This is a genomic window from Marinobacter piscis, from assembly GCF_007671655.1.
Taxonomy (GTDB): Bacteria; Pseudomonadota; Gammaproteobacteria; order Pseudomonadales; family Oleiphilaceae; genus Marinobacter; species Marinobacter piscensis.
In genome coordinates, this window is the sequence record NZ_VCGX01000001.1 from 1119697 (window position 1) to 1134052 (window position 14356).

14 protein-coding genes and 1 pseudogene are annotated in these 14356 nt (G+C 57.8%); 5 read left to right on the forward strand and 10 right to left on the reverse strand.

Annotated features, from left to right (window positions below; genetic code table 11):
• Positions 1-123: 123 nt before the first annotated feature.
• Genes FFI95_RS05120 through moaB form a run of 4 tightly spaced genes read right to left on the reverse strand, consistent with a single transcriptional unit; the run spans position 124 to position 2643 of the window.
• Positions 124-573 (reverse strand): molybdenum cofactor biosynthesis protein MoaE, encoded by a 450-nt coding sequence (locus tag FFI95_RS05120; protein ID WP_144821292.1) that lies wholly within the window; start codon positions 571-573, stop codon positions 124-126.
• Positions 574-575: 2 nt separating this feature from the next.
• A complete protein-coding gene (gene moaD / locus FFI95_RS05125; RefSeq protein WP_144821293.1) occupies positions 576-836 on the reverse strand; it encodes a molybdopterin converting factor subunit 1 in 261 nt (86 codons plus the stop codon).
• Position 837: 1 nt separating this feature from the next.
• Positions 838-2052: a molybdopterin molybdotransferase MoeA gene (locus FFI95_RS05130; protein ID WP_144821294.1), complete on the reverse strand. Its 1215-nt coding sequence runs from the start codon at positions 2050-2052 to the stop codon at positions 838-840.
• Positions 2053-2070: 18 nt separating this feature from the next.
• Entirely contained in the window at positions 2071-2643 is a 573-nt protein-coding gene (moaB, locus tag FFI95_RS05135; protein WP_144821295.1) for a molybdenum cofactor biosynthesis protein B, read from the reverse strand.
• A gap of 359 nt (positions 2644-3002) precedes the next feature.
• Between moaB and rho the strand changes: the two genes are divergently transcribed.
• From rho to FFI95_RS05150, 3 genes are all read left to right on the forward strand, one after another.
• Positions 3003-4265 carry a transcription termination factor Rho gene (gene rho, locus FFI95_RS05140; RefSeq protein ID WP_144821296.1) on the forward strand — a complete coding sequence of 421 codons (1263 nt, stop codon included), beginning with the start codon at positions 3003-3005 and terminating at the stop codon, positions 4263-4265.
• Positions 4266-4303: 38 nt separating this feature from the next.
• Positions 4304-5791, forward strand: coding sequence for a 4-hydroxy-3-polyprenylbenzoate decarboxylase (gene ubiD, locus FFI95_RS05145; RefSeq protein ID WP_144821297.1), 1488 nt, complete (start codon positions 4304-4306; stop codon positions 5789-5791).
• A 92-nt stretch (positions 5792-5883) separates the two neighbouring features.
• Positions 5884-6618 carry an FAD-binding oxidoreductase gene (locus FFI95_RS05150; protein WP_144821298.1) on the forward strand — a complete coding sequence of 245 codons (735 nt, stop codon included), beginning with the start codon at positions 5884-5886 and terminating at the stop codon, positions 6616-6618.
• Between the two features lie 45 nt (positions 6619-6663).
• On the opposite strand, the gene FFI95_RS05155 is transcribed toward FFI95_RS05150, so the two are convergent.
• The 6 genes from FFI95_RS05155 to FFI95_RS05180 all read right to left on the reverse strand — a co-directional run bounded on the left by FFI95_RS05155 (position 6664) and on the right by FFI95_RS05180 (position 12566).
• Complete coding sequence (locus FFI95_RS05155; protein ID WP_144821299.1) at positions 6664-7905, reverse strand: heme biosynthesis HemY N-terminal domain-containing protein; 1242 nt, start codon at positions 7903-7905, stop codon at positions 6664-6666.
• On the reverse strand, positions 7902-9011 hold the full coding sequence (locus tag FFI95_RS05160) for a uroporphyrinogen-III C-methyltransferase (RefSeq protein WP_144821300.1): 1110 nt from the start codon (positions 9009-9011) through the stop codon (positions 7902-7904). Before FFI95_RS05160 ends, FFI95_RS05155 begins: the two co-directional genes overlap by 4 nt.
• Before the next feature lie 8 nt (positions 9012-9019).
• Positions 9020-9832 carry a uroporphyrinogen-III synthase gene (locus tag FFI95_RS05165; RefSeq protein ID WP_144821301.1) on the reverse strand — a complete coding sequence of 271 codons (813 nt, stop codon included), beginning with the start codon at positions 9830-9832 and terminating at the stop codon, positions 9020-9022.
• Entirely contained in the window at positions 9813-10754 is a 942-nt protein-coding gene (gene hemC / locus FFI95_RS05170) for a hydroxymethylbilane synthase (protein ID WP_144821302.1), read from the reverse strand. Before hemC ends, FFI95_RS05165 begins: the two co-directional genes overlap by 20 nt.
• A gap of 82 nt (positions 10755-10836) precedes the next feature.
• The gene (locus FFI95_RS05175; protein WP_144821303.1) at positions 10837-11601 is read right to left on the reverse strand and encodes a LytR/AlgR family response regulator transcription factor; all 765 of its coding nucleotides are present in this window, start codon (positions 11599-11601) and stop codon (positions 10837-10839) included.
• Entirely contained in the window at positions 11598-12566 is a 969-nt protein-coding gene (locus tag FFI95_RS05180; RefSeq protein ID WP_144821475.1) for a sensor histidine kinase, read from the reverse strand. Before FFI95_RS05180 ends, FFI95_RS05175 begins: the two co-directional genes overlap by 4 nt.
• A gap of 173 nt (positions 12567-12739) precedes the next feature.
• On the opposite strand from FFI95_RS05180, the gene argH reads away from it, so the two are divergent.
• Both argH and lptM read left to right on the forward strand, forming a co-directional pair.
• Positions 12740-14152 (forward strand): argininosuccinate lyase, encoded by a 1413-nt coding sequence (gene argH / locus FFI95_RS05185; protein ID WP_144821304.1) that lies wholly within the window; start codon positions 12740-12742, stop codon positions 14150-14152.
• A gap of 82 nt (positions 14153-14234) precedes the next feature.
• A pseudogene (lptM, locus tag FFI95_RS15565) lies at positions 14235-14330 on the forward strand (LPS translocon maturation chaperone LptM); the annotation flags it as partial.
• Between the last annotated feature and the right edge of the window lie 26 nt (positions 14331-14356).

Genomic DNA, 14356 nt, shown 5'->3' on the forward strand with positions numbered 1-14356 from the left:
ACCTTCCCGAAAATGTGCGGAGCCATGGATGGCGAAGCCAAGCGTACAAGGACGTATTAACAGCGTTTTTCGGGAAGGTAATCCCCCGCCTGAGTCCGGCCTGCATAGTGCCAGAGAGGCTGATTACGTATTCCAGGCCTCCCCCCGGGCAACATCCGAAGCCTTCTGCTCCACCCAATGCTCGCCGCTTTCAGAAAGCTCCTTCTTCCAGAAAGGTGCCGACGTCTTCAGCGCATCCATAATAAACTCACAGGCCGAAAACGCATCAGCACGATGGGCACTGCAAACCCCCACAAATACAATCTGCTCCTGCAACAGCAGCTCACCAACCCGGTGAATTACCCGCGCCTTACGCACATCCCAGCGCCGTGAAGCCTCTTCAATCAGCCCGGCAATCATCTGCTCGGTCATCCCCGGGTAATGCTCCAGAAACAACCCGGACACACCCTGAGTGTCACCACTGTCCCGCACCAGGCCGGTAAACGTTGCGATTGCCCCGGTACCGGCGCCGCTGTCACGCAGAGCGGCATATTCGGCAGCGGCATCAAAATCCTCTGTCTGCACACTGATCATTTCTAGCCTCCGGTTACCGGTGGGAAAAAGGCCACCTCATCACCGGCCTTTACCGGTGAGCCAGGTTTTGCCATGGCCTGATTGATGGCAATCATTACCGGCTGACCACCCTGCAACTGGGCCCAGGGGCCACCCCGGCTGGCCAGAGCTGCAAGCAGATCACCAGCAGTCTGCTCCCCGTCGGCCGGTAGAGTCAGCTGCTCGGTGCCCAGCTCCTCCCGGAGGCGGGCAAAAAAACGAACGGTCAGAGTCTGTTCAGTCATATCAGGTCAATAACTCAGTGAATGGATAGTAGGTCAACAGGTCGCCTTCAGTAACGGTAACATGCTCCGGGACGACCGCCAGCCCTCCGGCCCAGCAGGCAGAACTCAGCATGCCGGAACTCTGGTTGGAATAGGACGTAACCAGGGTTTTACCATCAACCAACTCCGTACGGGCGCGGACAAACTCCCTGCGCACTGAAGGCGATGTGACCGCAAATCCCGCCGGCACCTGCTGGCCCACGGGGTGAACCTGCAAACGTCCCTGGCAGGTGCGAATATAGGGCATACCGACAACCAGGAAGGTCACCAGCACGGCTGCAGGGTTTCCGGGCAGGCCCAGGACAGGCGTGCCATTGATGGCTCCGAATGCCAGGGGTTTGCCGGGTTTGATGGCCATGCGCCAGAGCGACAGTTCGCCGGACTCCTCAAGGACGGCCCGGACGTGGTCTTCCTCGCCTACAGAAACACCGCCGCTGGTGATGATCAGGTCAGCCTGCGCGGCCGCCTTTTCCAGGGTTTCCCGGGTAACCGAGCGGGTGTCCTTCAAGGTCTCGCACAGAACCACCTCGCAGCCGGCTTCTGCCAGCAGACCCAGCAGGGTAAACCGGTTGGTGTTATAGATCTGTCCGGGGCCAAGAGGGGTGCCCGGTTCGACCAGTTCGTCGCCTGTTGAAAAGACGGCGACACGCATTTTCCGTGTAACTACAACATTGGCTACGCCCATGGACGCCAGAAGCCCCATCTCCTGCGAGCGTATTTTAGTACCTTTTGCCAGAGCCAGAGTGCCTTCAGCCAGGTCCTGGCCCTGTCGGCGTATGTTCTGATCGGCCTTTACATCGGTGTTAATCCTGATGCCCGTATCGGTGACCTCAACACGCTCCTGCATGATGACAGTATCGGCACCGGCCGGGATTTCGGAGCCGGTAAAGATACGAACCGCAGTGCCAGGCTCAAGCGGGCGGGGCGCGGCTCCGGCCGGTATGCGGTCGGACACAGGTAAGGATTGGCCTTCTGTGTAATCCTGAGCGCGCAGGGCATAGCCATCCACTGCGCTGTTATCGGCTGGCGGGACATCGGCCGGAACCTGGTAATCCTGGGCCAGAGTGCGCCCGAGGCACTCTGTTAGCGGTAGACTTTCACTTTCTGTTATCACCGGTGCCTGGGTCAGCAGGTGGGCGACTGCTTCTTCAACCGGTGTCAGATTGGCTGCCATGATCGTTCTCCGAATGCTGAATTAGCGCGCGGCGCGGGTGCCGATGGTCTGCTGAAGCCGTGCAGTATCGCGATCGGGTTTGCGGCTTACCAGAGCGGAGAAGTTGCAGGGACCGTGACGGCTATCCAGCTGAGTACTGAGGATACCGTTCCAGCCGGTCCGGCAGGCTCCCGTAGAACCTGGCAGGCAGAAAATGGCTGTGTGGTTTGCAAGCCCCCCGAAGGCTCTGGACTGAATGGTGGACGTGCCGATTTCCGAGGCCGAAAGACGGCGGAACTCCTCACCGAAACCTTCAATAAACTTGTCCAGAAGAGGCGCGACAGCTTCGGGGGTGCTGTCACGCTCGTGAAAGCCGGTGCCGCCGGTGATAATAACCACGTGAACATCCGGCTCGGCAATCCAGGACGACATAATGGCACGCACCAGATAAACGTCGTCTGGCAGCAGGCGCCTTGAAACCAGATTGTGCCCCGCCTCCAGTACGCTGTCTTCCAGGAACTGGCCAGAGGAGTCTTCATCCGGCCCGCGTGTATCGGAGATGGTCAAAAGGGCAATATTAAGGGGGTTGAGTTCGCTGGTGCGTTCACTGCTCATGAATAGCGCTCCGAAAATCACAGAGAAAGTTAGGTTACCAGTATCGCCATCGGAGCATATGAATGGAAGGGAGTAACCCTTCAGGAGGAGGAGCGGCTGCTTTAGGACAGGTTTTCCCTGAAAATATGCGCTAATTTGCCCCGGGGGCTTGACATTGGCCGGCAAGGTGACAGATTATCGCTCTTGCCCTGCGAACGGTTGTACCCACTCTACTGGCTTCTGTAATTATCCGGACTTTATCCGCACCGGTTGCTCCATCTGGCCAGCATCTGTTTTGACAAGATTTGAAAAACCACGTTCAGGGGCGCCCCTGTCAATCCAAGATTCGTTTACTTCCATTCCTGAAAATCTAATAACTTATGAACCTTACTGAACTCAAGCAGAACTCCGTGCCCGAATTGCTCGACATCGCAAAAGAGATGGGGCTCGATAACCTGGCGCGTTCGCGCAAACAGGATGTTATCTTCAGTATTCTGAAGAAGCATGCAAAAAGTGGCGAAGATATCTATGGCGATGGCGTACTGGAGATTCTGCAGGACGGCTTCGGCTTTCTGCGCTCCGCCGATGCGTCCTACCTCGCCGGGCCGGATGACATTTATGTCTCTCCCAGCCAGATTCGTCGCTTCAATCTGCGTACAGGTGACACAGTGGCCGGCAAGATACGTCCGCCGAAAGACGGTGAGCGTTACTTTGCCCTGCTGAAGGTTGCGGAGATTAATTTCGACAAGCCGGACAATGCCCGTAGCAAAATCCTGTTTGAGAACCTGACTCCCCTGTTCCCTGATGAGCGCATGAAGCTGGAAGCAGGGAACGGCAGTACCGAAGATCTTTCCTCCCGGGTCCTGGATCTGGTGGTACCTATCGGTAAGGGCCAGCGTGGTTTGATTGTATCACCACCCAAAGCGGGTAAGACGTTGCTCATGCAGAGCATTGCGCAATCGATCACCCGTAACAATCCGGAGTGCCATGTCATGGTGCTGCTGATTGATGAGCGTCCGGAAGAAGTCACTGAAATGCAGCGCACCGTGCGTGGCGAAGTGGTGGCCTCTACCTTTGACGAGCCACCGGCCCGTCACGTTCAGGTTGCCGAGATGGTCATCGAGAAAGCCAAGCGCCTGGTCGAGCACAAAAAAGACGTCATTATCCTGCTGGACTCCATTACCCGGCTGGCACGCGCCTACAACACGGTTATACCTTCATCAGGCAAGGTGCTGACCGGTGGTGTGGACGCCCATGCCCTGGAAAAGCCCAAGCGGTTCTTCGGTGCGGCCCGTAACGTCGAAGAAGGCGGAAGCCTGACGATTCTCGCGACCGCTCTGGTGAACACAGGTTCCAAAATGGACGAAGTGATCTATGAAGAGTTCAAGGGCACAGGCAACATGGAAGTGCATCTTGATCGCAAGATCGCCGAGAAGCGGGTGTATCCGGCCATTAATATCCGCAGTTCCGGTACCCGCCGTGAGGACCTGCTGATGAGTGAAGCGGATATCCAGCGTATCTGGATACTGCGTAAGCTGCTGCATTCCATGGACGACGATACGGCCGCTATCGAATTCCTGCTGGACAAGCTGAAAGACACCAAGACCAACGACGAGTTCTTCCAGTCAATGAAACGTCGTTAAGAGCCCACGTCCTGGCGCCTTCAGGATTTTGAGGAACCATGAAATACAGCGATTTGCGGGACTTCATTGACCAGTTGGAGAAACTGGGCGAGCTGAAGCGTATCTCGGTAGAGGTCGACCCTCATCTGGAAATGACCGAAATCTGCGACCGTACATTACGGGCAGGTGGTCCGGCGTTGTTGTTTGAAAACCCTAAAGGTTACGATATGCCGGTGCTGGCCAACCTGTTTGGTACAGCCAAACGGGTTGCGCTGGGTATGGGGCAGGACGACGTGACCGCGCTTCGGGAAATCGGCAAGTTGCTGGCCTTCCTGAAGGAGCCGGACCCGCCCAAGGGCTTCCGGGACGCCATCGAAAAACTGCCGCTGTTCCGGCAGGTGATGCGCATGAGCCCGAAGGTGCTCCGGTCCGCCCCATGCCAGGATGTGGTACTCGAAAAAGACCAGGTAGACCTGTATCAGATTCCGGTGCAGCATTGCTGGCCGGCAGACGCCGGGCCCCTGGTTACATGGCCGCTGGTGATTACCCGTGGCCCTCATAAAGAGCGCCAGAATCTGGGGATTTACCGGCAGCAGGTGATTGGTCGTAACCGTCTGATCATGCGCTGGCTGAGTCATCGTGGCGGGGCCCTGGACTTTCAGGAGTTCCAGGAAGCCAACCCGGGTAAACCCTACCCGGTGGCTGTGGCGCTGGGCGCCGATCCGGCCACCATACTGGGGGCAGTAACCCCGGTGCCGGATACATTATCCGAGTACGCTTTTGCAGGATTGCTGCGTGGCAGTCGTACCGAGCTGGTGCAGTGTGGCCTCAGCGACCTGCAGGTGCCGGCCAGTGCTGAGATTGTGCTGGAAGGGTTTATTTACCCAGACGATCATGCACCTGAGGGTCCGTTCGGAGACCATACCGGCTATTACAACGAAGTGGACGAGTTCCCGGTGTTCACCGTTGAGCGTATTACCCATCGTAAGAACCCCTTGTATCACAGCACCTACACCGGCAGGCCGCCGGATGAGCCGGCAATCCTGGGGCTGGCACTGAATGAGGTGTTCATTCCGATTCTGCAAAAACAGTTCCCGGAAATAACCGATTTTTACCTGCCTCCGGAAGGCTGTTCGTATCGCCTCGCCGTTGTCACCATGAAAAAACAGTACCCGGGTCACGCCAAGCGTGTGATGATGGGCGTGTGGTCATTTTTGCGCCAGTTCATGTACACCAAGTTTGTGATTGTGACGGACGACGATGTGAACGCACGTAACTGGGAAGATGTAATCTGGGCAATAACGACCCGGATGGACCCGGCCCGCGATACCACCCTGGTTGAGAACACGCCGATTGATTACCTGGACTTTGCATCCCCTGTTTCAAGTCTGGGTTCCAAGATGGGGATGGACGCCACCAACAAATGGCCCGGCGAAACCACCCGTGAGTGGGGCGAGCCTATTGTCATGACCGACGCTGTAAAAAAGCGGGTTGATGAGCTTTGGGACACTCTGGGTATTGAAACTTCACCTGCCCGCCCCGAGTGACAGAACCACCAGACAACTTTGGTCGGCGCCTGACTGCGGAAGTGTGTACAGCCGCAGCGCCTGACCTGTTTTAACCGGAGATAAGCGCCAGTATGGCCACAGGAAAGAGCCTCCCCCGAACCTTCCAGGCAAATGTTGTAGATGTTCGCTCTATCAATCACGATGTGTATCGGGTTGAGCTTCAGTTGCCAGAGCGGGATGACGTGTCCTTTTGTGCCGGTCAGTATCTGTCGGTTAATCTCCCGGGTGCGGAACCGTGTTATTTTTCTATTGCCAGCAGTCCCAAAGAGCAGCATCTGGAGCTGCATATCCAGACGTCACCTGCCTGGGGGTCGGCCCAGAAAGTCATTGACGCACTGACCTCTGGCGAATCTGTGACCCTGCAGCTGCCTCACGGCAAAGCCTGCATGTCCGGTGTCCCGGACAAGCCATTGTTGCTGATTGCTGCGGGTACCGGCTTTGCGCAGATGAAAAGTCTGGTGGAGTATCTGCGCAGCACCGAGTTTGCGCAGCCGGTAAAGCTGTTCTGGGGCGTGCGCCACCATGAGGATATGTACCTCCGGTCCATGGCCCGTCAGTGGGAACAGGACTGGGCAGGGTTTACATTCCAGCCGGTGGTTGGCGATGATGACGACAGTGAGTGGAGCGGACACCATGACCAGCTCGTGCGTGCGGTTCTGGCGTCGGGTGTGGACTGGGATAACGTGGAAGTGCACGCCAGTGGTTCGCCAACCATGGTGTATGCGCTAATGGATTCGCTGGTCGCCGCCGGGTTACCGCCAGAAGCCTTTTTCTCTGACGTTCTCGAGTACGCCCCCCGGGTCTGACGCGTTGCTGCATGTCCGGAATCAGCCCCGGGTAGAGGGGCTGGTTCAGGCTTTGGGCATAGGCAGTTGCGGCAGCCCATTGTCGGTTGCCAGTCCCTGCATCATCAGTCTGGCGCTTGTCTCTTCATCGCCCATGTGAGCGCACAGGCGGGACAGTTCAGCCAGAGCCTCCCGGCTTCGCCGCAGCTTCAGGCTGGCTTCAAAATATTCCCTGGCTTTGCCCCACAGTTGATTGCGCAGGCTCAGCCGGCCCAGAGCCAGCAAAAGCTCTGCATTGTTGGGGCGGTCTTTGAGCCACTGCTCTGCTGTCAGGAGCTGTTCGTCCGGCTCACGGCCTTCTATGCGCCCGTACAGGTTGACCAGGTGATCACTCCAGTGATTATGCAGTACTTTGCGCAGAAGCGTTTCGGTCTGGGCTTCGTCACCCAGGTCTGCAAGCAGGCGGGCATAGTTTTCGATCGTTGCCTCATCTTTACGTAAAAAGCCGGGCAGCTCATCCCAGAGGCGGGTAAGTGGCTCCAGAGTTGTATTCGGGTTGTCATTCTGGTCACGCCGGATATCTTCTGCCGCCTTTTCCAGAAGGTTGTGCCACACCAGGCGCTGAAGTTCATGAAGCTCGGTTTCCGGGAGTACATGGCGTTTGCGGAGCTCGGGCAACAGTCGCGCCAGTTCGCGCCAGTCTTCAAGGCGAAGGTAGGTGTTTTTCAGCAGCCTGAGCACAAATGGGTGTCGTGGTGATTGCTTGCGCAGGCGCACCAGTGTTGCCAGCGCCTGCTCCAGACGATTGCCTGCAAGCTGGAGCTGGGCCTGGGTGAGGCCTACGGCCATGTCTGATCCGGGCGTGCTTTCAAATGCCTGTCGCAGCAGTTCGTCCACGGCGTCATGGTCACCACACTCAAAAGCGGCCTGAGCGGCCGCGAGATAATTGATCAGGGGCGTATCCGCATGGCTGGCTGAGGATGTCAGCATCTTGCGGGCTCTTGGCCAGTTGCCTTCCGCCAGTGCCAGCAGGCCCTGAGTGGTGCGGCGCCGTGCCCTGCGCTCATTGCCCCGGGACACCCAGGTAGCCAGCAGCCCGCTGCCCTGACGTATGCGGCGCAGAGTGCCGATGCAAAAGATGATCAGCGCAATTACCACAACAAGCAGGGCAAGCCCCACCCAGAAGTTGGTTTCCACCAGGTAATTGCCCAGGCTGATGCGAATGTATCCAAGGTCGTACTGCAACCCGAGGGAAAGCCCTGTACCGATAATCAGGGCAATCAGGATAACCAGAAGCAGCCGGATCATGAATTGTTGCCTCCGTTTGCTTCCTTGTTGCCGTTATCGCCATCATGGCGGCCCGCAAGCCGTTCCTTGAGCAGATCCAGGGACTTGCTGATATCCGGAAGATCCGGAGCAACATTGCGGGCCGCCAGTTCTTCCAGTGAGTCAGCCAGGGCGCCTACCCGGGGATTGGTCTCATCGTACCAGTCGTCTATTGCAGTCCGGGCCTTGGTAAGGGCGCGCTTATACAGAGGCTGATTGCCCCTGAGTACGGCCATCTCGGCTTCTTCCAGCATCAGCTGCAGGTTGAGCCGGGCGTAGGCGCTCTGATCCGGCGAAAGCAGGGGTTTAACCGATTCGTCCATGCGCCGGACCACAACCACTTGCATCAGTGTGGATTTGAACTTCTGCCAGCCTCGGGTGAGCCAGTTGGGCTCGCCGCCTTGTTCAGAGTTCTCTTCAGACTGTGCTGAGGGGATAAAGCCGGGTGCCTGCTCGCTGATAAGGGCCTGGTCGGTCAGTTGGTTAACACTGTCAATGGCAGCCTCAAGCGTGAGGTAGAGACCGGTTCTGTCTACGCCTTCTATGCTTTTGAGGGACAGTATTTCCCGGGCCAGCTGTTCTCGCACCGGGTACACACCCACATCGTCAGATTCGGTCAGCACTTCGTCTGCGGCTTTCAGCGCAGACAGGGCCCCGGTGATGTCCTTCTCAATCAGCAGTCTCTGGTTGGCGATGCGCAGCAGATATTCTGCCTCGGCCAGTAACCAGTCGGTGCGGGTACGGTTGCCGGCTTCCAGTAATTCCCGGGCGTTGTGGTCAATCTGCCGTTGCTGGGTGGCAATCAGTTCGCGCTGGGAGGAGAGTTTATCTTCCAGGTTTTCCAGGCGCCGGCTCTGCTGGTTACCACTGTTACCGTAAAGGTCTTCCAGCCGGGCGGTATCCTGCTGCAGGCGTTCAAGCGTCTGTGCAGTGGCCTGGCTGTCGTGCCATTGCTGCCAGTTCCAGAGCGCCAGCAGAACCACGCATATGAGGGCCACAATAGCGATAGCCCACGCCGGCCAGACTTTCTGCCGGGGTGTTTTATCATTGTCAGTTGGAACCGGTAGTTGTTTTGTTGTCTCAGTCACGGGCGTCCTTACTTGGCTTTTCCGGAGCCTCCTTCCCGGCCTGGCAGCTGTTCTGCAACGGCGGCCACGATATCATTGTCAGCAAGGCTTCCTGGTATAAACGGAGCATTGAATCCCGCGGCTCTGGCCTGGTCCGCGATACGGCGGGCGGGAACAATGATGAGTCTATCGTATAGAGTATGGCTGCTATTCGCACAGAGTGCGATGAGATTGTTCAGGGTTTCCCCGGAAAGCGCAATAATGGCATGCGGATCAAACTCGTTCAGCATGGCATTGATTTTAGCAGGGGGGTAGTCCGGACAGAACCGACGGTATAGCGGCATGACCGTCACCCGGGCGCCACGCGCTTCCAGAGTCTTACGTGTGAGCTCGCGGCCTTCCTCGCCCCGGGCGACCAGAATGCGCTCGCCATTGAAGCTGGCCAGCGAAGGCAGGCTCAACAAGGCTTCGCTTGTCCAGCCGTAATCCGGTATGCGAGGCTCAAGACCGTGTTCCGCCAGAGCTCTGGCGGTACCAGACCCTACGCCATACCAGTTCAGCCCGACGGGTAACTGAGGCCACCAGGTGTCCAGTTCCTCCAGCAAAAGGTGAGCCGCATAAGGGCTCACAGCAATCACGTGCGAGAACTCGTCAAGGCTGAGTAAAGTGGTACGACGCTCCGGCGTCTCGGGCAGGGGCTCTCTGGCGACCAGAGGAAATACGCGGACACTGGCACCGGCAGCTTCAAACTGCCGGGCCAGCCGCGAGGCTTCCGGTTCCGGCCGGCATATAAGCACGCGCCGGCCGCTCAGGTCAGGGGAGTCAGCTTGGTGTGTGTCCATAAACTTCCGCCAGAATTTTGTCTGCTCCCATTTCCAACAGCTCTTCTGCCAGATCCCGGCCCAGTCTTTCGGCCTCTGTGCGCGGTGCGCGGCCTTCAACCCGAAGAATCTGGGTGCCATCAACTGAGCCTACCAGACCGCGTACCCACAGGCTGTCATCCTCTTGCAGCAAGGCATAGGCTGCAATAGGCACCTGACAGCCGCCTTCAAGCCGACGGTTCATGGCTCGTTCAGCCTTGACCCGGTCGGCAGTGTCCGGATGGTTCAGAGGGTCCAGAAGGTCGCGCAGTTCGTGATCACTGAGGCGGCACTCAATTCCCAGAGCGCCCTGGCCAACGGCGGGCAGGGAAATGGTGTCCGGCATGGAGTAGCGAATCCGGTCATCAAAGCCCAGGCGCTTGAGGCCTGAACTGGCCAGCACAATAGCGTCGTAATCACCGGCATCGAGCTTGGCCAGACGGGTGTTCACGTTGCCTCGCAGTACGCGTATTTCCAGGTCGGGCCGGTAGGCGCGCAGCTGGGACTCCCGGCGCAGGCTGGCGGTCCCCACAATAGCACCGTGCGGAAGTGCATCCACGTTATCAAAATGATTGCTCACAAAGGCGTCTGTGGGGTCTTCGCGTTTACAGTATGCAACCAGCCCCAGACCTTCCGGGAAGGCCATAGGAACGTCTTTCATGGAGTGTACCGCCAGATCGGCCCGGCCATCGAGCATGGCCTCTTCAAGCTCTTTGACAAAGAGGCCTTTGCCGCCGATTTTTGCCAGAGGAACATCAAGGATTTTGTCGCCCTGGGTTTTGATCTTGATCAGCTCTACAGCGACATTATCGTGCAGCCGCTCCAGCTCGGATTTGATGAATTCCGCTTGCCATAACGCCAGAGCGCTGCTGCGGGTTGCGATACGAAGGGTTCGTTTTGACATGATGCTCACTGCCGGTTACTGAAAGTGTTCGCCAAGGTTACCTTGTGGCGTCGAAAAAGTCCCGCGGGAAACCGCCTGCACGTCAGTGTGGCTGATGGCTTTGAAACCACTGTCGCAGCGTACTGGCGTGCCGCCGGCTCACCGGAAGTTTCTCCGGAACGTCCCTGAGCACAGCCAGGTTATGGCCTTCCGGCGAGCGCTGCAGAGCCTGAATGTAGCCCGTGCCGATCAGCGTATTGCGGTGGATCCGTAGCAACTGGTCCGGATACGTGTTCTCCAGCTCCTTCAATGTATAGTCGCACACAGTCTCACCCCGGGTATGGTGGATGGTTACGTATTTTTGATCCGCCTGACAATAGCGGATCCCGGCTATATCAATCAGCTCCGTTCCCCGGTGGCTGCGAACCGCCAGTTGCGGTGTTCCGCTTGCCGTCTGTGCCGGCTGACGGCCGTCGCCGGCAAGCGCCCGTAGCTGCACCCGGTTGACTCGCCCGGCACGGGTCAGTGCTTCTGCCAGTGCTTCTTTGCGAACCGGTTTGAGCAGGTATGCGGTTGCCTGCACCTCAAAGGCCTGAATGGCGTAGCGGTCGTAAGCGGTGCAGAACACAACCGCCGGAGGATTACTGAGCTGGCCCAGGCGTGCTGCTGTTTCCATGCCGTCGACGCCGGGCATGCGGATATCCAGAAGCAGAATGTCCGGCTGCAGTTCGGCTACCCGGGCAAGGGTGGTGTCACCGTCACCGGCTTCGCCACAGACCTGGTATCCGGGCAGGCTTTCAGCCAGCCGCCGCAGGCGTTCCCGGGCCAGAGGTTCGTCATCGGCGATCAGAATCTTTTGTTGTGTCATGGTTGCAGTCTGGTTTCAGGCAGTCTCAGGGTCACAGTGTAGACATCCCCCTGGTGGCTGTGCTTGAGGACAGCAGACTCTCCGAAAAGAGCCTGCAGCCGTGCGTGTATATTGCTCAGAGCCATGCGGTTACCGCTATGCAGATCTGAGTGATCTTCCGGCTTCGGGTTCTGCACCATCAGATACACAAAGCCGCCCCGGGACTCCACTTTTATGCGCACAGTACCACCCTCTGGCCGCGGCTGAACGCCATGATAAACCGCATTTTCCACCAGGGGCTGCAGAGTCAGCGGTGGGATCGCCTGGCGCTCCAGCCCGTCAGCAATAGACCAGTCGAGTGCCAGGCGAGGGCCCAGACGCAGCGACTCAATGGCAAGGTAACGCTGACAGAGGTCCAGTTCCCGGGCCAGTGGAATTAGCTGGTCGCTGGTGCGCAGGCTGGCGCGGAAGAGCTCCGACAGGTCCAGTACGGCATCCTCGGCCTGCTCCGGGTTGCTGGCAATAAGGCTGGCGATGGTGTTCATACTGTTAAAGAGAAAGTGTGGCTGGATGCGTGCCTGCAACGCAGCCAGATGCGACTGCATCTCCGCTTCCTGCTGCTGTTGCCACTGATGTTGCAGATAGAAGTAACGCAGAACCATAAGAGTGATCAGAAGCGCCAGCAACAGTTTCTTGATAATGGCTTGCCAGTCAATCACCCCCGGTTGCGGGTGTAGCACACTGTCTGCGAACAGACTGAAAGCCAGAACATCCAGAACCACAATGGCAGCAATGGCAAGTGTCGCACGGGGAGCCGAAAGCCGCGCCAGACGGTTGCGTAACAGGCAGATCAGCGCTGCGCTGGTGAGTGTGGTCCACTGCACAAACAATGACAGAAGCGCAAAATAGTTCCAGTCAATCCAGCGGTCGCTGGCCTGCACAATAGCCAGTACCAGCACCAGCAACTCGCTGGTGATCAGCAGCATGAAAACAGATCGTACCCGGCACAGGTCCGGGACGAAAAAGTCGTGTCTGATTGCTGGCGTATCTTCGCGCACGTGAGTCTCTTTTCTGCGGGTCAGAATGTTATACTCCCGATACCTTCAATGTACCCAGTTCCCGCCAGATAATGCCGGGCAGTCAGCAGGAAAGATAGAGCATGACGGATCAGAAAAAACCGGATCAGGCCACAACCTCCGAAAAACCCTGGGGCGGACGCTTCAGTGAACCCACCGATGCGTTTGTAGAGCGCTTTACTGCATCCGTCGGGTTTGATCAGCGTTTGTATCACCACGATATCACCGGCTCCATCGCTCACGCGACCATGCTCGCCGAGGTTGGCGTGCTCACAACAGAAGAGCGGGATAGCATCATTGATGGCCTCAAAAGCGTCAAGGAAGACATAGAAGCCGGGCGCTTTGACTGGTCTGTAAGCCTGGAAGACGTTCATATGAACGTAGAGGCGAAGCTGACTGAGCGCATCGGGATCACGGGCAAGAAACTGCACACAGGTCGCAGCCGTAACGACCAGGTTGCAACGGATATCCGCCTGTACCTGCGGGATGAAATTGATGTGATTGCAGAAGAGTTGCGCCGGCTGCAAACTGGCCTGCTGGACCTTGCAGAGCGTGAGGCCGAGACCATCATGCCGGGTTTTACTCACTTACAGACAGCGCAGCCGGTTACGTTCGGGCACCATCTTCTGGCCTGGTATGAAATGCTGGCCCGCGATGCTGAGCGTTTGCAGGACTGTCGCAAACGGGTCAATGTGATGCCTCTGGGGGCAGCGGCCCTGGCAGGCACAACCTACCCGATCGACCGCTCCATAACTGCGCGCTTGCTGGGATTTGACCGGCCTACCGAAAACTCACTGGATTCGGTCAGTGACCGGGACTTTGCCATAGAGTTCTGCAGCTTCGCTGCATTGTTGCTGACACATATGTCGCGCTTCAGCGAAGAGCTGGTTCTGTGGACTTCGGCCCAGTTTGATTTTATTGACCTGCCGGATCGTTTCTGTACCGGCTCATCGATCATGCCCCAGAAAAAGAACCCGGATGTTCCTGAGCTTGTCCGGGGGAAAACCGGCCGTGTAAATGGCCACCTGATCAGCCTGCTTACCCTGATGAAAAGCCAGCCATTGGCGTACAACAAGGATAACCAGGAAGACAAAGAGCCCTTGTTTGACACGGTGGATACCGTCAAAGGGTGCCTGAAGGCCTACGCCGATATGGTTCCGGCGATCGAGGCCAAAGCGGACAATATGCGGGTAGCGGCCAAGCAGGGGTTCTCCACAGCCACAGACCTGGCGGACTACCTGGTCAAGAAGGGCATGCCTTTCCGTGACGCCCACGAGGTTGTCGGCAAAGCGGTGGCCTTCGGGGTGGCTGAAGAACGCGACCTTTCAGACATGACGCTGGAGGAACTGAAGCGCTTTTCCGATATTATCGGCGACGATGTGTTCAATGTGCTGACACTGGAAGGCTCAGTGCAGGCCAGGGATCACCTGGGCGGCACTGCACCTGCACAGGTGCGGGCTGCGGTAGCGCGGGCGCGCAAAAGCCTGGAAGCTTAAACGGCTTGCCGACAGTAGCCCTCGCGGCAGAAGGCGCGGGTCAGGTATACTCTGCACCATTATAAACTCAGGAGTGGCAGGTATGCGTGCGAAGACAGTGCCGGTCGTAATATTGCTTTTAGCCGCAGCACTGAGTGGCTGTGGCCAGAAAGGTCCTTTATACCGGGAAAACCCGGAAGCCTCGTCCGGGCTGGCTGAGAGCGT